At 59.2% G+C, this 18,140-nt stretch carries 17 protein-coding genes; all 17 read left to right on the top strand.

Translation table 11 applies throughout. The features are described from left to right. Window positions 1–8 precede the first annotated feature (8 nt). A complete protein-coding gene (tssA, locus tag INF77_RS17250; RefSeq protein WP_048956570.1) occupies window positions 9–1,025 on the top strand; it encodes a type VI secretion system protein TssA in 1,017 nt (338 codons plus the stop codon). 75 nt (window positions 1,026–1,100) lie between these two features. Then, window positions 1,101–1,625, top strand: coding sequence for a type VI secretion system contractile sheath small subunit (gene tssB, locus INF77_RS17245; protein ID WP_022648413.1), 525 nt, complete (start codon window positions 1,101–1,103; stop codon window positions 1,623–1,625). 3 nt (window positions 1,626–1,628) lie between these two features. Then, a complete protein-coding gene (gene tssC, locus INF77_RS17240; protein ID WP_006810956.1) occupies window positions 1,629–3,128 on the top strand; it encodes a type VI secretion system contractile sheath large subunit in 1,500 nt (499 codons plus the stop codon). Between the two features lie 224 nt (window positions 3,129–3,352). Continuing rightward, complete coding sequence (locus INF77_RS17235; RefSeq protein WP_008502640.1) at window positions 3,353–3,835, top strand: type VI secretion system tube protein Hcp; 483 nt, start codon at window positions 3,353–3,355, stop codon at window positions 3,833–3,835. Window positions 3,836–3,893: 58 nt separating this feature from the next. Further along, the gene (locus tag INF77_RS17230) at window positions 3,894–4,385 is read left to right on the top strand and encodes a type VI secretion system amidase effector protein Tae4 (RefSeq protein ID WP_023330611.1); all 492 of its coding nucleotides are present in this window, start codon (window positions 3,894–3,896) and stop codon (window positions 4,383–4,385) included. Further along, on the top strand, window positions 4,382–4,735 hold the full coding sequence (locus INF77_RS17225) for a T6SS amidase immunity protein Tai4 family protein (RefSeq protein ID WP_047364888.1): 354 nt from the start codon (window positions 4,382–4,384) through the stop codon (window positions 4,733–4,735). The genes INF77_RS17230 and INF77_RS17225 overlap by 4 nt, the downstream gene beginning before the upstream one ends. A gap of 86 nt (window positions 4,736–4,821) precedes the next feature. Continuing rightward, a complete protein-coding gene (gene tagH / locus INF77_RS17220) occupies window positions 4,822–6,582 on the top strand; it encodes a type VI secretion system-associated FHA domain protein TagH (protein ID WP_193532494.1) in 1,761 nt (586 codons plus the stop codon). Then, a complete protein-coding gene (locus INF77_RS17215; protein ID WP_023336024.1) occupies window positions 6,579–7,376 on the top strand; it encodes a PP2C family serine/threonine-protein phosphatase in 798 nt (265 codons plus the stop codon). Before tagH ends, INF77_RS17215 begins: the two co-directional genes overlap by 4 nt. Before the next feature lie 16 nt (window positions 7,377–7,392). Beyond that, window positions 7,393–8,391 carry a hypothetical protein gene (locus INF77_RS17210; RefSeq protein WP_063437358.1) on the top strand — a complete coding sequence of 333 codons (999 nt, stop codon included), beginning with the start codon at window positions 7,393–7,395 and terminating at the stop codon, window positions 8,389–8,391. A gap of 9 nt (window positions 8,392–8,400) precedes the next feature. Then, entirely contained in the window at window positions 8,401–9,213 is an 813-nt protein-coding gene (locus INF77_RS17205) for a type VI secretion system accessory protein TagJ (protein WP_047367782.1), read from the top strand. Next, window positions 9,206–9,769: a type VI secretion system baseplate subunit TssE gene (gene tssE, locus INF77_RS17200; RefSeq protein ID WP_028013485.1), complete on the top strand. Its 564-nt coding sequence runs from the start codon at window positions 9,206–9,208 to the stop codon at window positions 9,767–9,769. Before INF77_RS17205 ends, tssE begins: the two co-directional genes overlap by 8 nt. A 2-nt stretch (window positions 9,770–9,771) precedes the next feature. Beyond that, a complete protein-coding gene (gene tssF, locus INF77_RS17195) occupies window positions 9,772–11,643 on the top strand; it encodes a type VI secretion system baseplate subunit TssF (RefSeq protein WP_045260272.1) in 1,872 nt (623 codons plus the stop codon). Continuing rightward, on the top strand, window positions 11,640–12,683 hold the full coding sequence (gene tssG, locus INF77_RS17190) for a type VI secretion system baseplate subunit TssG (protein ID WP_045630816.1): 1,044 nt from the start codon (window positions 11,640–11,642) through the stop codon (window positions 12,681–12,683). Before tssF ends, tssG begins: the two co-directional genes overlap by 4 nt. A gap of 35 nt (window positions 12,684–12,718) precedes the next feature. Further along, entirely contained in the window at window positions 12,719–15,334 is a 2,616-nt protein-coding gene (tssH, locus tag INF77_RS17185; RefSeq protein WP_193532493.1) for a type VI secretion system ATPase TssH, read from the top strand. A gap of 24 nt (window positions 15,335–15,358) precedes the next feature. Continuing rightward, window positions 15,359–16,780 (top strand): serine/threonine-protein kinase, encoded by a 1,422-nt coding sequence (locus INF77_RS17180; protein WP_193532492.1) that lies wholly within the window; start codon window positions 15,359–15,361, stop codon window positions 16,778–16,780. Window positions 16,781–17,059: 279 nt separating this feature from the next. Beyond that, window positions 17,060–17,470, top strand: coding sequence for a hypothetical protein (locus tag INF77_RS17175; RefSeq protein WP_223824753.1), 411 nt, complete (start codon window positions 17,060–17,062; stop codon window positions 17,468–17,470). 64 nt (window positions 17,471–17,534) lie between these two features. Further along, window positions 17,535–18,140, top strand: a 606-nt coding sequence (locus tag INF77_RS17170; RefSeq protein ID WP_193532491.1) for a type VI secretion system Vgr family protein, incomplete at its 3' end; no start/stop codon positions are given.

Genomic DNA, 18,140 nt, shown 5'->3' with positions numbered 1-18,140 from the left:
GGGATCTCATGAATATCGAAGAATTTCTCGCGCCAATAAGTCCCGATAAGCCCTGTGGCGACAATCTGGAATATGACGCTGATTTCCAGGCGATGAACCAGGCCAGTCAGGGCAAAGCGGAACAGCAGTTTGGCGACACCATCATCCCGGCAGAGCCTGCGGACTGGAACACGGTAGAAAAATTCGCTACCAGCCTGCTGAGCCGCACCAAAGATCTTCGCGTGATGCTGGCGTTAACCCACGCCTGGACCCGCCGTCGCGGTCTTGCGGGCTACGCGGACGGGCTGTTGCTGGTGCAGGAGGCTATCGCGCGCTACTGGGAGCCGCTCTATCCGCTGCTGGAAGAGTATGGCGAAACCGACCCGTTCTATCGCATTAACGCTCTGGCAGGGCTGAGCGATAAATCCGAGCTCACCGTCGCGGTACGTAACGCCTCGCTGCTGCGTTCAAACGGCGATGAAATTTCGCTGCGTGACGCCCAGGCGCTGCTGGACGGCAGTAAAACCGAGTGTCCGGACTATCCCGGCGGTCGCCCGAGGCTGATTGACGAACTGGCGCGCGGCGACCAGCCGGGGACCGCAGCGGTCATTGTGATTAACGAACGGCTGCTGGCCATCCGCGAGTTGCTCACCGGGCATCTCGGTGAAAGCGGCGTACCGGAAATGGAACAGCTGCTGAAAACAGTGGGGCTGGTCGCCAGCGCGTGTCAGGTGACCGACATCAGCAAGCTGCTGCCGAACCGTGAAGCGCAGGCTGAACAGCACGCTGAGCCGCAGCCTGCGGCAGCGCAGCCCGTTCAGCCGGTCACCGACTGGCGCAGCGTGCAGGTTACCAGCCGCGCCGACGCGCAGCTAATGCTGGAAAAAGCGAAGCAGTATTTCGCGCAGTACGAACCGAGCCACCCCGCGCCGCTGATGATTGAACGGGTGCAGCGGCTGTCAGAACTTAACTTTATGGACATTATTCGCGACCTGGCGCCAGACGGCGTTAACCAACTGGAAAACATCTTTGGACGCCGCGAATGACGCGTCCTGGCATTATGACGACAGGCATGGAGTCTGCCGTTTCACCTTCACCGCGCATCTTTGATGGAGAACATCATGGCAATGAGTAACAGTGGACAGAAATTCATCGCACGCAACCGTGCTCCCCGCGTGCAGATCGAATACGACGTAGAGATCTACGGTGCAGAACGCAAAATTCAGCTGCCGTTTGTGATGGGCGTTATGGCCGATCTGGTTGGCAAGCCGGTGGAAAATCTGCCAGCCGTCGACGAGCGTAAATTCCTGGAAATCGACATCGATAACTTCGATGAACGCATGAAGGCGCTGAAGCCGCGCGTGGCGTTCCAGGTAGATAACACCCTGACCGGCGAAGGTAAGCTCAACGTCGATCTGACCTTCGACAGCATGGACGACTTCCTGCCGGACGCGGTGGCCCGCAAAGTCGAGCCGCTGAACAAGCTGCTGGAGGCGCGCACGCAGCTCTCTAACCTGCTGACCTACATGGACGGCAAAAACGGCGCGGAAGAGCTGATCGCAAAAATCCTTCAGGATCCGACGCTGCTCAAATCCCTGAGCCAGATGCCAAAAAATGACGAAAGTGCGAAAGGTAGCGAGGAATAATCGATGAGCAACCAGACTCAACAACACGATCAGCAGGCGGGTCAGGCGTTCAGCCAGGATGAGTTCAGCGCGCTGCTGAACAAAGAGTTCCGCCCGAAAACCGATCAGGCGCGTTCCGCCGTGGAGAGTGCGGTCAAGACCCTGGCGCAGCAGGCGCTGGAAAATACCGTTACCTTCTCGAACGACACCTACCGCACCATTCAGAACCTGATTGCCGGTATCGACGAGCAGCTCTCGCAGCAGGTGAACCAGATCATTCACCACGAAGAGTTTCAGAAGCTGGAGAGCGCCTGGCGCGGTCTGAGCTACCTGGTCAACAATACCGAAACTGACGAGATGCTGAAGATCCGCTTTATGAGCATCTCCAAGCAGGAGCTGGGCCGCACCCTGAAGCGCTACAAGGGCGTGGGCTGGGACCAGAGCCCGATCTTCAAGAAAATCTACGAGCAGGAGTACGGTCAGTTCGGCGGCGAGCCGTTTGGCTGCATCGTCGGCGACTACTATTTCGACCACAGCCCGCAGGACGTTGAGCTGCTGGGGGAAATGGCGCGCATCGGCTCTGCGGCGCACTGTCCGTTCATTACCGGTACCGCGCCGGGCGTGATGCAGATGGAGTCCTGGCAGGAGCTGGCCAACCCGCGCGATCTGACCAAGATCTTCCAGAACACCGAATACGCCGCCTGGCGTTCACTGCGTGAATCGGAAGACGCCCGCTATCTGGGGCTGGTGATGCCGCGCTTCCTGTCGCGCCTGCCGTACGGCATTCGCACCAACCCGGTGGACAGCTTCGATTTTGAAGAGCAGACCGATGGCGCGAACCACAACAGCTACTCGTGGGCGAACGCGGCTTATGCGATGGCGGCCAATATCAACCGCTCCTTTAAAGAGTACGGCTGGTGCACCTCGATTCGCGGCGTGGAGTCCGGCGGGGCGGTGGAAAACCTGCCGTGCCACACCTTCCCGAGCGATGACGGCGGCGTGGACATGAAGTGCCCGACCGAGATCGCCATCAGCGATCGTCGCGAAGCCGAGCTGGCGAAAAACGGCTTTATGCCGCTGGTTCACCGTAAAAACTCCGACTTTGCCGCCTTCATCGGCGCGCAGTCTCTGCAAAAACCGGCGGAGTACCACGATCCGGATGCGACCGCCAACGCGCGCCTGGCGTCTCGTCTGCCGTACCTGTTCGCCTGCTGCCGCTTTGCCCACTACCTGAAGTGCATCGTGCGCGACAAAATCGGCTCCTTCCGCGAGCGCGAAGAGATGGAGCGCTGGCTGAACGACTGGGTGATGAACTACGTCGACGGCGACCCGGCTAACTCCTCCCAGGAAACCAAGTCCCGCAAACCGCTGGCGGCTGCGGAAGTGCAGGTGCAGGAAATCGAAGACAACCCGGGCTACTACGCCGCGAAGTTCTTCCTGCGTCCACACTACCAGCTGGAAGGTCTGACCGTTTCTCTGCGTCTGGTTTCTAAACTGCCGTCGCTGAAGACGAAAGACGCGTAAGAGCAACATCTGCACGGGCCGGCAAGAAAGACGGCTGGAACGGTAATAATGACTTCACATTCATTCCGTTATTTTGGAGGAATGTAAGACTGTCAAATGACACGGGTCATTTGATATGAGGCAGAGGTAAAATATGGACGGTTTTATTCAGCCCCATGCTTTCCTGTTTGCCATATAAGTGCTTTTTCGAAAGCAATATTGTTCATCCACGAAGAGTAGATATTATGGCTATTGATATGTTTCTGAAGGTCGAGGGTGTTACGGGCGAATCTAAAGATTCTAACCACACCGGCTGGACTGATATTACCTCCTTCTCCTGGGGCGCTTCCCAGCCAGGTAATATGAGCGTTGGCGGTGGCGGCGGTGCCGGTAAAGTTAACTTTAACGACCTGCACGTTAACGCGCTGATCGACAAATCCACCACCGCTATCCTGAAACACTGCGCCAGCGGTAAACACCTGACTAAGGTTGAGCTGTCCGTCTGTAAAGCGGGCGGTCAGCAGGTGGAATACTCCCGCATTACGCTGGAAGATGTGCTGGTGACTTCCGTTCAGTACACCGGTGCAGACAACGGCGACACCGTGGGTGTGACCTATGCATTCCAGGCTGCGAAAGTGAAACAGCAGTACTGGGAGCAGACCACGTCGGGTGGTAAAGGTGCTGAAAGCAGCGCTGGCTGGAATATCAAAGAAAACAAAGAAGCATAATAATAGTGGGCCCGAAAGGGCTCACTTTACCCTGAGCTTCTTATCAAGGAGAAACGAGATGTCTCATATGCGTCCTGCTTTTGGTGCCGCCTGGAACAGATTCAGAGAAGTGAACGTAAACGTAGAACAGGTTGGCAAATTATTGGGTGGAAAAGTTCAGCATAATATCGACGCCGGTATTTTTAAAAATGCCTGCCCAATTCGTATGAGTTACGTTTTAAATTACTGTGGCATTCCGATCCCCTCTAACAGTAAATATGCGACAGTGACCGGGAACGACAAAAAGCGCTATATGTTCCGCGTTAAAGATATGATTGCATTTCTCCCCACGGTACTGGGCAATGCAGATATGTCGGTCTCTTCCCCAACGCCTGCGCAATTTGCAGGCAAGCAAGGCATTATCATCTTTACCGGGCATGGCTGGAGCGACGCAACCGGTCATGTCACACTCTGGAATGGAAATATTTGCTCTGATGATTGCCATTTCCTCGGCTCACCGGGTAATGGTTCGTTTATTCCGACCAACGCCACCTTCTGGAGCCTGAAATGAAACGTTTATTACTGCTGGTATTGGCTATCAATGCCTCTGCTGTTTATGCCCAAAATCTGCCTGCCGTCAGCGCTTTTACTCAGCAACAAATCTTTGAAAATTGGGTGCAAAACCGTTGCATCAGTAAGATCGCGGACAGTAAAAGTCTGAAAGATGATGCAGAGGCCAGCGCGGCCGCCTGGCTGGAAGCAAGCAATCTCCCTGCTGAAAATTTTGAAAAAGCTGACCAGATCATTGTTTCTTCTCTGAAAGAGAAGATAGGCGGTACTGAACCGGGCCAATATCAGGTTTTAAAGTGCAGCTTAATCGCCAACAGCGACGCGATTCGTCCGCTCAAAACCGCAAAATAGAAGCAGTGGAAGCGGCCCCAAACGCCGCCGTTCTCGTCCCGAGAGCGGCAGCGTTTGAGCGCTAATCATACCAGCAGGAATACGCCATGCGATTCACGATTATTTCTACGAAACCCGGTCATCAGCCGCCGCAAAGCAGCTGTGATTTTTACGCCCCGGGCGGCACCATTGGGCGCGGTACGGATAACAATCTGGTATTGCCGGACAATGACCGCACCATCTCGCGTCTGCAGGCCATTGTCCACGTTGACGCTCAGGGCGAATGCCGTGTCACCAACCGTGGCAGCGTCACCCGCGTGGTATTAAACGATATTCCGCTGGAACGCGGACGTCAGGTTGAACTGCAGGATGGCGACATTCTCGGTATTGATGACTACCGTATTGAAGTGACTGAACTGATCCACGACACGCAGCCGGTGAGCCGCATGGCGGCCAGCATGCAGCAGCAGTCACGTCCGACAGCCGCACCCGCTGCGCCTGCAGCGCAAGCGAAGCCTGCTAACCCCGCGCCACGCGGGAAGGCGGAACCGACCGCCGTGCCTTCCGAAATCTGGGACAGCCTGATGCAGGAGTTCTCCATCTCCGACAGCATCTCCAGCAACCGCGCAAAACCGCAGTCTGCGGCCTCACAGGATCCCTTCTCCCAGCCCGCCGCGCCTGAGCGTAATGCCGAAGATCCGTTGGCGATGTTCAACGACAGCGATCCAACGCTTGAGCGCAAGAACGTCGACCCGGACACGCTGTTCAGCGACGAAGCGCTGTTCAAAAAAGAGAGCATTTTTGACGACGTTACGCCTTCCACGCTGGTGCCGCCGGTTGAGGGGCAACCCGCCCCTAAAGAAGACGCGGCGGACGAGCTTGACCCGCTGGCGCTGTTCGGTGGAAAGGCCAGCGCGCCAGCCGCGCGCAATGATGACCCGCTCGGGCTGATGGGCGGAGCACCGTTGACCCACCCGGATGATATTGCCGACGAAAAGCCAGCACCAACGCCTGAACCGGAGCAGGAAGAGGACGTGCTTGCCGATTCTCCGCTGTTCGCCCCAGAGCCGCAGGAAACGCCGCGTGAAGAAGAGCCAGCGCGGCCGGATTACGCAGGCTTCACCATGCCTACGCCGCAGGCCGTTGCGCGCAGCAGCGCTCAGGCACCGAAGGGGCGCCTGCGCATCGACCCGGTCAATAACGCGGCATCCCCAACCGCCAGCCCGAATAATGGCGAGAAGGGTGAAGTGCTGCAGGGCGAGCTGCTGCAGGCGCTGCTTGAAGGTATGGGCCTGAGCGAAATGCAGCCTGTTCCGCAGTTTGACCGGGAAAATATGCGTCAGTTGGGGCAGATTCTCGGCATGTTCTCGCAGGGCACCGTGGCGCTGCTCTCGTCGCGCTCCATCCTGAAACGCGGCGTAAAAGCCGATATGACCATGGTGCTGGACGATGCCAACAACCCGTTCAAGCTGTTGCCGACCGGGAAAACCGTCTTAATTCAGATGTTCGGCACCCCGATGCCGGGCTTTATGCCGCCGACCAAATCGGTGCGCGACGCGCTGATCGACCTGCAGGCGCACCAGCTGGGGATGATCTCCGGTATCCGCGCCATCATCGCAGCGATGCTGCAGTCCTTTAACCCGGAACAGCTGGAGGAGCAGGCGAAGCAGAACGGCATGACCTCGCGTCTGGCGCTGCCGGGCAGCCGCAAAGCCGCCCTGTGGGACTATTTTGTTCGCAGCTATGGCGAGACGGCGGGCGAGATTGAGGATGACTTCCACACCCTGTTCGGCGAAGCCTTCCTTCATGCGTATGACATGGAGGTGAATCAGTACAAAGACTCACAGAGCGGATCGGAAGACAAATGAATATCGCAACCGCTTCTCTCTCCCGCCAGGGGACGCGCGCCAGCAACCAGGATCAGACGGGAGAAACCATAGGGGAACGCTCGGCCTGCTTTGTCGTCTGCGACGGCATCGCGGGTCTGCCCGGTGGTGAAGTCGCCGCGGAACTGGCCCGTAACAGCATTATCTCCCGCTTCGATGGCGACAAGCACCTCAACGCGCAGCATATCCGCGACTACGTGCAGACGGCGAATCGCACCATTCTGAGCGAACAGCAGGCCGTTCAGGACTATCGCCGGATGGGCACGACGCTGGTCAGCCTGTTTATTGACCGGGACTACGGGCTGGCGTACTGGGCGCATGCCGGCGACAGCCGCCTGTACCTGTTTCGCCGGGGGTGGCTGTGGCACGTCACCACGGACCACAGTCTGGTGCAGCAGATGAAGGATGCCGGGCATCAGACGGACGATCTCAACAGCAACCTGCTTTATCTGGCGCTGGGGATTGAAAACGGCGGACCGGAAGCGAGCTACAGCGACGTGGTGCAGGTAGAAGACGGCGATGCCTTTTTACTCTGCACCGACGGGTTCTGGCACGGCGTCAGCGAAGAGCAAATGAAGCAGTCGCTGCACATGGTCAATACGCCGCAGGAGTGGCTGACCTTAATGAACCAAATCATTCAAAAGAATGGCGAGCAGGAGGGGAATGCGCAGGATAACTATACCGCCCTGGCGGTATGGATGGGCAACCCTCAGGACACCACTTTGCTGCACACCCTCTCTGATGCAGCACAATTTCTTCCCTGCGGAACTGATTAGACACACAAGGAACGATATGAAACTTTGGCTATCGGGTTTGGCACTTCTGGCGGCGACCTCCACCGCGCAGGCTGAAAATTTCCGCATCGTGCAGTCTCCTGCGCAGAAGCTGGATATCTGGATCGACAACATCAAAGACAACACCCCGCAGAGCTGGTGTAAGCCAGAAGTGGCGCTGCGCATTGTGGCGAACGGCAAGAAAGACGTCTCCGTGCTGGAAAACTTTGTGCCGCGTCTTGGCTCGCTGCTGGAACACCAGTGCAGCAAAGTGAATAAACTCAGCTGGACGCTCAACGATCCCGAGGGAACGACGCTGGCGCAGGGCACGGCAGCTAAAGCGCAGGACTGGGCGCTGGTGGTGAAACAGCAGCAGGCCGCGCCTGCCGAGACCGTCACCGCAACCCCAGCCAGCGGCGCGTTACTGCCACCCGATCAGAACGTGGCTTCCCGCACCGTTGCTGCCGACCGCACGCCGTGGCAGGAGTTTACCCTGCAGGATGGCTGCCACCTGCGCACCTTCTGGGAGGGCGGCGCGTCCGCTCCGGCGCTCTTTATTCCGGATTCTGACACCACCCGCTGCGGTAACGGCAGCTGGCTGAGCGGTCACACCGTTATCTCTCAGTCCCGCAACGGCGGGCAGAAAGAGATGGCGGTGACGTACATTCACGGCTTCCCGGTGATGGGGCTGAATCAGAGCGCCGATCCGGAAAACGCGCTGATCACCTCCGTCAATAAAGAGCGCATGGTATTCAGCACGCCAGACAGCGATCAGAGCTGGATGATCCTGCCTTACGACAGCACCCTGAACAGCTGGAAGAGCAACGGCACGGTAGCGGTAGAAATTTCCCGCGAGACCGCCAGCGACGATGCAAAACTGCAGGCGCGTATTGCGGCGGTGAAGAAAACCTGGAGCGCCTGGGTTGCCCCAGGCACCCCGCTGAATATCGTTCTGATTGATACCCTGCGTCCTCAGCTGCGCGATCCGGCAGTGGGCGCCTGGCGCGCGGCGAATTAAGGAATGGCTATGAATACGCTCTATCAACACCTGGCGGGTGAAACGCTCAACGACGCGCTGGCGCGTCTTGAAGCGGAGATCAAAGCCCGTCCGGCAGATGCAGACCTCCGCGCCGCGTTCGTGCAGTTTTTAATCCTCAGCGGCAACGGGACGCGCGCGCTGACCCAGCTGAAAAGCTGGCTGGCGCTGAAGCCGCAGGCGAAACCCACCGTCACGCTGCTGGAGCAGTCCATTCAGGGCGAGCTGCAGCGCGCACAGGTGATGGCGGGGCAGGCGCGTCCGGCCATGCCTGAAACTCAGTGGCCGTGGCTGACCACCCTGGCCGCGGCGCTCCGCGAGGAGGGCGAGCGTGCCCGGTCGCTGCGCCTTGAAGCGCTTGACCAGGCGCAGGCCACTCCCGGTCACATCACCCTCGAAAACGATGAGGCTCAGCCGTTTGACTGGCTGATGGACGGCGATGCCCGTCTCGGCCCGGTGTGCGAAACCATCGTGAACGGCCGCTATTTCTGGCTGCCGTTTAACGCTATCGCCGAGATCCGTTTCCAGGCGCCTGCCAGCGTGACCGATCTGGTCTGGCGTCACGCGCTGGTGCGCCTGACTGACGGTACGGAGCAGGTCTGTCAGATCCCGGCGCGTTACCCGTTTGCTGCCGATGCGTCGGATGCGATCAAACTGGGCCGCACTACCGAGTGGCAGCCGCTCGACGAGGACGGCACCCTGTACGAAGGGATGGGCCAGAAAGCCTGGCTCAGCGAGCAAAGCGAAAGCCCGTTGCTGTCGTTAAGCCTCGTGTCGTTTGCGACGGATGGAGCCGATGAGTAATCCCGCTGGCGAAGGCGATCTGCTGCGCAGCGGCTGGCAAGCCCGCAGCAGGCAGGAGAAGGTGGGTGCGCGCGACAAAATGCAGCCTTCGCTGCTCGATCGCCTCACCGATAACGATCCGGAAAAAAAACGCGAGCCGGCTAACAGCAACCTGATCACCCACGCCGCGCTGCGTCGTAACGTGCTGCGGGATCTGCAGTGGCTGTTTAACACCATCAACCACGATGCCTCCGGCGATTTAAGCGCGCTACCGCACGTGAGCCGCTCGGTGGTTAACTTCGGCGTCGCGCCGCTGGCCGGGAAGAGAATGTCGGACATCGAATGGCACGACATTCAGCGCAAGCTCACCGAGGCCATCATCAATTTTGAACCGCGCATTTTGCCGCAGGGGCTGCAGGTCCGCTGCGTGTCGGATACCTCCTCGCTGGATCTGCATAACGTGCTCTCCATCGAGATTAAAGGGCGCTTATGGTGTGTGCCGTACCCGCTGGAGTTTCTGTTTCGTACCGATGTCGATCTGGAAAATGGCCATTTTGAACTGAAAGATGCGGGGTAATCATGGAAAGTAAACTGCTCGAATATTACAACCGTGAGCTGGCCTACCTGCGCGAAATGGGGGCCGAGTTTGCCGAACGCTATCCGAAGGTCGCCGGGCGGCTGGGCATGCGCGGCATCGAAGTGGCGGACCCGTACACCGAACGCCTGATGGAAGGTTTCGCGTTTCTGACCTCCCGCGTGCAGATGAAAATGGACGCGGAGTTTCCGCGTTTCTCCCAGCGTCTGCTGGAGATGATCGCGCCGAACTACCTCGCGCCCACCCCTTCAATGGCGATTGCGGAAATTGAGCCCGACAGCAGCCGCGGCGATCTGAGCAACGGCTTTATTGTGCCGCGCGGCACCATGATGGACAGCCTGGCGCTGAAAAAAACCGGCGTAACCTGCAGCTATACCACCGCGCACGAGGTTAATCTGCTGCCGCTGAAAATCGACAAAGTGGAGCTCGGCGGCGTGCCCGCTGACCTGCCGCTGGCGCAGCTCGGCTTAAGCCAGCGGGGGATCAACAGCGCCTTGCGGATCCGCATTGCCTGCGACGGCCCGCAAAACCTTGGGCACCTGAATTTTGACCGGCTGGAGTTTTTCCTCAGCGGCCCGGACATTGAGGCGCTGAAGCTGCTGGAGTTGGTGATGGAGCACCACGCCGGGATCGTCTGCCAGACGGTCAGCCCGCAGCCGCAGCGACAGCTGCTGGCAACGGATGCGCTGCGTCAGGAGGGCTTTGCGCCGGACCAGGCGCTCCTCCCGGACGATCTGCGCAACTTTGACGGCTACCGTCTGCTGCAGGAGTATTTTGCGTTTCCGGCCCGCTTCCGCTTTATCAGCCTGAGCGGTCTGAGCACGCTTATCCAGCGCTGCGAAAACGAAAAAGCCTTCGATATCTTCATTCTGCTGGATAAGTCGGATGAACAGCTGGAGCGCGTGGTCGACGCCAGCCATCTGGCGCTGCACTGCACGCCGGTCATCAACCTGTTCCCGAAAGTGGCGGCCCGGCAGAAGCTGAATGAAGGCCAGCATGAATACCATCTGGTGGTCGATAACATCCGTCCGCTGGACTACGAAATTTATGCGGTAAATAAAATTTTTGGCAGCGCCGACGGCCAGCGCGACGACCAGACGTTTCGTCCGTTCTGGAGCACCTGGAGCGGCGACGCGGGCAACTACGGGGCCTATTTTTCCCTGCGTCGGGAACAGCGCGTGCTCTCCGAACACGCCCTGCGTTACGGCACCCGTACCGGCTATATCGGCTCGGAGGTCTTTGTCTCGCTGGTGGATGAACAGCATGCCCCGTGGCAGGAAAACCTGCGCTACATCTCTGCCGAGGTGCTCTGTACCAGCCGCGACCTGCCGCTGATGCTGCAGCAGGAGCTCGGGCAGTTCATTATGGCCGACTCCATGCCGGTGAAGGGGTTAACCCTGCGCAAAGGCCCGACGCCGCCGCGTCCGGCGCTGGCGGAAGGGTTCAGCACCTGGCGGCTCATCAGCCAGCTGCAGATGAACTACCTCAGCCTGATGGACAGCGAAAATGAAGAGGGGGCAGCGGCGCTGCGCCAGCTGTTAGGTCTGTATGCCAACCTGGCCGAAACGCCGGTTGCGCGTCAGGTGGAGGGGGTTCGCCACTGTGTGCTGGAGCCGGTACACCGCCGCGTGCCTGAACCCGGCCCGGTCGTTTTCGCCCGCGGAATTGGCATCACCCTGACGGTGGACGAGCGGGCGTTTTCCGGCGCCAGCCCGTGGCTTTTCGGCAGCGTGATGGAGCGCCTTTTTGCCCGTCTGGTCTCCATCAACAGCTTCACCGAGTTCACCCTGAAGAGTCAGCAGCGCGGCGAGATAGGCTACTGGGCACCGCGCATGGGTAAAAGGGCGCTGGTATGAGTGACGCTGCCACCGCACCGCTGCGCGTGCATCGCCTGACGAAGCTGCCGGATACGTTCTGGCACGGGGTCCGCGAGACGCCCTGGCGCTACGATCTGTTTCAGCTGTTAAGGCGCATTGATGCCCAGGGTGGCGAGCGTTACCCGCTGGGCCGCGCGCCGCTGCCGAAATTTGAGCCGCTGCGCATTGGCCAGCAGCCCTCAATGAGCTTTGCGCCGTCGACGCTGGCCCAGGTGCGACAGCGTGAGGAAAGCGGGCTGCATGAGGTGTCGATCCTCAGCTTTGGCCTGTTTGGCCCGAACGGCCCGCTGCCGGTGCATATGACCGAGTACGCCCGCGAGCGGATTCATCATCATCAGGACACCAGCCTCAGCGCGTTTGCCGATCTGTTCCATCATCGTCTTGCGCTGCTATTTTACCGCGCCTGGGCGGATGCGCAGCCTGCCGTTTCCCTCGATCGCGCCGACAATAAGCGCTTTGAGGGCTACCTGGCGTCGCTGATCGGCATGGGACAGCCGGGTCAGATGAACAAGGGCAGCCTGAGCGCCCATGCCCGCTTTACCCACGCCGGGCACCTGACCCGCCACGGGCGGGATCCGGAAGGGCTGGAGAAGATCCTGCGCAGCTATTTTAAAGCGCCGGTTAAGCTGGTGAGCAACGTGCCGCAGTGGATGCCGCTCTCCACCCGCGAGCAGGCGCAGCTGGGAGCAGGACGCCGCATGCCGCGCATGGGGGAATCCGCTTTTCTCGGCGTTGCCGTCCGCGACGTGCAGCATAAGTTTCGTATCGAGATTGGCCCGCTGAGTGCGGAGGAGTACAACCGCTTTCTGCCGGGCGAAGCGTGGGTCACCGAGCTGCGCGACTGGGTGCGCCAGTACGCGGGAATTGAGTTTGAATGGGAAACACGGGTGATCCTGCGTGAAGACGCGGTGCAGGGCACCACGCTCGGCAGCGATGGGCGATTAGGCTTTAACACCTGGCTGGGGCATCAGCCGCAGCCTGTCCCGCGTGGCGATCTGGTGTATCGCGCAGAGCGATAAATTTTTCTAACGCATTGTTATCAACGGAACCGAACATGTCAGAAATTAGCCGTGCCGTGCTTTTCGGCAAACTGGATACGCTGTTATTTACCTCTCTGGAAAGCGCGACTGCCTTCTGCAAGCTGCGCGGCAACCCCTACGTTGAGCTGGTGCACTGGCTGCATCAGCTGATGCAGCAGCAGGATGGCGATCTGCAGCAGGTCATCCGCCACTTTGCCCTCGACGAACAGCAGCTAACGCGCGATATCGTGGCGGCGCTGGACGCTCTGCCGCGCGGCGCAAGTTCCGTTTCCGATCTCTCCGAACATATCGACAGCGCCGTGGAGCGCGCCTGGGTCTTCGGCTCGCTGAAGTTTGGCGTCAGCCGCATTCGCGGCGGCCATTTGCTGATTGGCATCCTCAAGACCTGGAATCTGGCCAACGTGCTGAAAAGCATCTCGTCGCAGTTCACCCGCCTTAACGTCGAAGTGCTGATCGAGCAGTTCGACGCTATTTGCGCCAACAGCAAAGAGACGCAGCAGGCCGCTGCCGCCGTCGATGCACCGGCGGGTATGGTACCGGCTGCGCAGGGGACGCTGGCCCAGTATGGCCAGGACCTGACCGCCCGCGCCCGCGACGGGAAGATTGACCCGGTTGTCGGGCGCGACGAGGAGATCCGCCAGATGGTGGATATCCTGATGCGCCGCCGCCAGAACAACCCGCTGCTGACCGGGGAGGCCGGGGTCGGCAAAACCGCAGTCGTTGAAGGGCTGGCGCTGCGTATCGCCGACGGCGACGTGCCGGAGCCGCTGCAAAATATTCAGCTGTGGCTGCTGGATATCGGCATGCTGCAGGCAGGCGCGGGCATGAAAGGCGAGTTTGAAGCCCGTCTGCAGGCGCTCATTAACGAAGTCCAGTCCAGCGCCACGCCGATTATCCTGTTTATCGATGAGATCCACACTCTGATTGGTGCAGGCGGCCAGCAGGGAACCGGCGATGCGGCGAACCTGCTGAAGCCGGCCCTGGCGCGCGGTCAGCTACGCACCATCGGCGCCACCACCTGGGCGGAATACAAAAAGTACATCGAGAAAGACCCGGCGCTGACCCGTCGTTTCCAGACCGTACAGGTTCACGAGCCGGACGAAGCGAAAGCCATTCTGATGCTACGCAGCACCGTGTCGCCGCTGGAGACGCACCACCAGGTCCTGCTGCTCGACGAAGCGGTCAGCGCGGCGGTGAAGCTGTCCCATCGCTATATCCCGGCGCGTCAGCTGCCGGACAAAGCCGTTGCGCTGCTCGACACCGCCTGTGCCCGCGTGGCCGTCAGCCAGAGCGCGCCGCCGGCGCAGCTGGAAGACTGCCTGCGCCATCTTGCCGCGCTGGACGTTGAAATTGAAATTGCTGAACGCGAAGCGCGCGTCGGCGCCGGTGACGCAGAGCGCGTAACGGCATTAATCACAGAGCGCGACGCGTATGAAACAAAACGCGAAGCTCTGGCCCGGCGCTGGGAAGACGAGCGCGGTCTGGTGCAGGAGATCATCCGCCTGCGCGCCGCGCTGTTTGCGGCGGGCGAGGAAGAGACCGCCGAGCTGCGCAGCCAGCTGGCGGAGCAGCAGCAGGCGCTGAACGCCTTGCAGGGTGACGAGCCGCTGCTGTTTGCGGCGGTAGATGAAAACGTGGTCGCCGCAGTCGTCTCTGACTGGACCGGGATCCCGCTGGGCCGGATGGTGAAAAACGAGATCGACGCGGTGCTGAACCTTGCCGATACGCTGAACCAGCGCGTTATCGGCCAGCGTCACGGGCTGGATCTCATTGCCCGCCGCGTGAAAACCTCGCGGGCGAAGCTCGACGATCCGAACAAACCGGTGGGCGTCTTTATGCTGTGCGGCCCGTCCGGCGTCGGGAAAACCGAAACCGCGCTGGCGCTGGCGGAATCCCTGTACGGCGGCGAGCAGAACGTTATCACCATCAACATGAGCGAGTTCCAGGAAGCGCACACCGTTTCCACCTTAAAAGGTGCGCCTCCGGGGTACGTAGGGTATGGTGAAGGCGGCGTGTTAACCGAGGCCGTGCGCCGTCGCCCCTACAGCGTGGTGCTGCTGGACGAAATTGAAAAAGCGCACCCGGACGTCCATGAGATCTTCTTCCAGGTCTTCGACAAAGGCTGGATGGAGGACGGCGAGGGGCGCCACATTGATTTCCGTAACACCATTATCATTCTGACGTCCAACGTGGGCACCGAGCTGATAAGCGCCATGTGCGCCGATCCGGAGCTGATGCCGGAGCCTGACGCGTTAAGCGGCGCGCTGCGCCAGCCGCTGCTGGAAGTATTCCCGCCGGCGCTGCTGGGCCGCCTGCTGGTGGTGCCGTACTACCCGCTCAGCGACGAGATGCTCGGGCAGATTGTGCGCCTGCAGCTCAAGCGCATTCAGCGTCGTCTGGAAGAAAATCACAGCATTATTTCTGAGTTTGACGACAGCGTGGTGGAACAGATTGTTCAGCGCTGCACCGAGGTGGAGTCCGGTGGCCGCATGGTGGATGCTATTCTGACTAACACCCTGCTGCCTCAGATGAGCCAGATCTTACTTACCGCCAGCCGCAGCGACGAGCAGTTCCGACGCCTGCATGTCACCTGCGAGCAGGGCGAGTTTCACTGTCAGTTTGCCGCGTAATAATCATCAAGAGAACTGTAAAAGATGACGGATAATGATAACAATCGGACTGTCCCAAACGCGCTCCCGGTCGGGTACCGCTTCAACGAGTTTGAAATCAAAGAGGTGATCGGCGGCGGCGGTTTTGGCATTGTCTATCGCGCGTGGGATCACCAGCTCGAACGCACTATCGCTATCAAAGAATTTATGCCTTCCTCGCTCGCCGTGCGCGGCGACGACATGACCCTGGTGCTGCGCAGCGAGCGCTTTGGCAAAGCATTTTCCGCGGGCCTGAACAGCTTTATTCAGGAAGCGCGTCTGCTGGCGCGGTTTAACCACCCGAACCTGCTGCACGTCCTGCGTTTCTGGGTGCAAAATGACACGGCTTACATGGGGACGCTGTTTTATAGCGGCACCACGCTTTCACGCCTGCGCGAAGAAAAACCGGAGCTGATCAACGAGGCCTGGATCCGCCGCACGCTGCCGATGCTGTTCGGCGCGATCAAGACCATCCACGACGAAGGCTATCTGCACCGTGATATCTCTCTGGATAACATTCAGATCCAGGATAACGGCCTGCCGGTGCTGCTCGATTTCGGCTCCGCGCGCCGCACCATCGGTAACCTTTCCGACGAAACGGAAACCATGCTGCGCCCCGGCTTTGCGCCGATTGAGCAGTACACCGACGATAACGAGAGCGAGCAGGGGCCGTGGACGGATATTTACGCCCTCGGCGCGGTGCTGCGTACCCTGATTGTGGGTTCTCCGCCGCCGGTCAGCGTGGTGCGCTCCATCCAGGATACCTGTAAGCCGCTGGTGGAAATCATGCCGCAGGGCTACTCCATCCCGCTGCTGCAGGCCATCGACCGCGCGCTGGCGCTGCACATGGAGGACCGTCCGCAGTCTATCGACGAATTCGCGGCGCTGATTGAGATGCCGGTCGCCGGGATCAATGACGTGCTCACCGCCAAAAAAACCGGCACCATGCTGGTTCCGGTTGAGGAAGAGAAGCCAGCTTCGGTGCTCGACTGGCGTCGCTATAAGATCCCGGGCATGGTTGCCGCGGGCGTGCTGGTGGGCGTTGTCGCTGGGGCGATGCTGTTCAGCGGTGGGAATGATGCGCCTGAGCAGGCTGCCCAGGCTCCGTCAGAGACGCGTCCGACAGAAACTGCCGCGAACGCGCCAGAGGTGAAGCCAGAAACGGCGACGGTGAGCGAGCCAGCGACGGCGCAACAGACGCCACCACCTGCCGGCGCCAGCCCGGTCGCGCTGGTTTATATCCGTATCCAGGACGGTGAAACGCTGAAAGTGAACGGCGAACCAAAAGCGCTGCGTCCGGCGACCAACGGCTATGCCTCGCTCAAGCTGCCAGCCGGTGAGACGAAGATTGAGCTGCAGGGCAACGGGAGAACGCGCAGCCAGACGCTGGATATCAGCAAGCCGGGCACCTGGCTGGTGAATCCTTAGTAATGCACGATCTTCAAGACCAGAGACTTATTCCAAAGGTGTTCGAAGAGCGTCTCTCCTCTTTATGTACAAAATCGCTTTAGGATTGAAAGCTCAGTTGGCTTAGTAGCGGTGGTCTTAATTGACCACCGTCAGTGAAAAACGACAGGCCCTTTTGTCTCCGACCCCGGAGAGTTAGCTGAAGCGAAGATGCGGAATTCCATTTTTGTCAGTGTTAATTACGTGTATAAACAAAATGTCGCTCATTTAAAGAGTAAATCAGGGTATTTCTGGGGAAGTATGGATCTTCTCGCAATTTTAATTTATTGCGCGAATTCAGTACGCCACAACAGAATCCCATTTCTTTCTGACGCAAAAGCATTTAGTGCTTCGTTGAATTATTTTGCAGGTGATGGTTTCAGCATTTTGGTCATGCTTTTTTTTGTGCTTGACTTACTTTTGCTACTCTCTTTGTTTGCTTCGGCCTGGTTATTCTTCAAACGAAAGAACGGTGCAGTCAAATTTGCTCTTGCTCAGGAATTATTTCGTTTGATTTCATTCAGATGTTCAGTCTCATTTTTCCCTCTTTTAGTAAGCGTGTTTGGAATTTCAAACGTCTGGTTGAATGTAGGGCTATTTGTCACATCAGAGTCACTGAAAATCTACTCTCTTGTTTTTTGGATGAACGAGCGGGAAAAGCCCCTTTCTTGAATGATGCTTTATCAGAGATGCGACCCGCTTTTTTGCATCGCATAAGCTAAATGGAATAAAGATTATGCTCAACCGAATTACCGTTCAGCTCCCGGTGGAGGGGCTTCTGTTCTGGAAACTGACGGGCCGCGAGGCGATGTCCGAGTCGTTCGCGCTGACGCTGACCGTACTCGGCACGGACGCGCGCATTGACCGCAGTAAGCTGCTGGGCCAGCCGGTCACGGTGACCATCCCGACGCAGAGCCTGCTGACGTCCCGCTATATTAACGGCAAGATTACCCGCGTGGCGGTGAGCGCCGTTGAGCTGACGGGCACGCGCTATGCGGTGTACCAGCTGACGGTGGAGCCGGACCTGTGGCCGATGAAGCGCGACCGCAACCTGCGTATTTTCCAGGGCCAGACTGTGCCGCAGATTGTGAAAACCCTGCTGGGCGAGCATCAGGTCAACGTTGAGGATAAACTCACCGGCAGCTACCGGGTCTGGGACTACTGCGTGCAGTATCAGGAGTCGAGCCTGGACTTCATCAGCCGCCTGATGGAGCTGGAGGGGATTGCGTATCACTTCAGCCACGATGCGGACAAGCACACCCTGGTGCTGACTGACGCCGCCACGCAGCATCAGCCGTTCAGCGGCTATGAGGTCATTCCTTACCACCAGACGCCGTCCGGC

The sequence above is a fragment of the Enterobacter cloacae complex sp. P1B genome, assembly GCF_014982345.1.
Lineage (GTDB): Bacteria > Pseudomonadota > Gammaproteobacteria > Enterobacterales > Enterobacteriaceae > Enterobacter > Enterobacter bugandensis.
The sequence above is the reverse complement of the archived record's forward strand: the minus strand, read 5'-3'. Positions and strand labels throughout refer to the sequence as shown.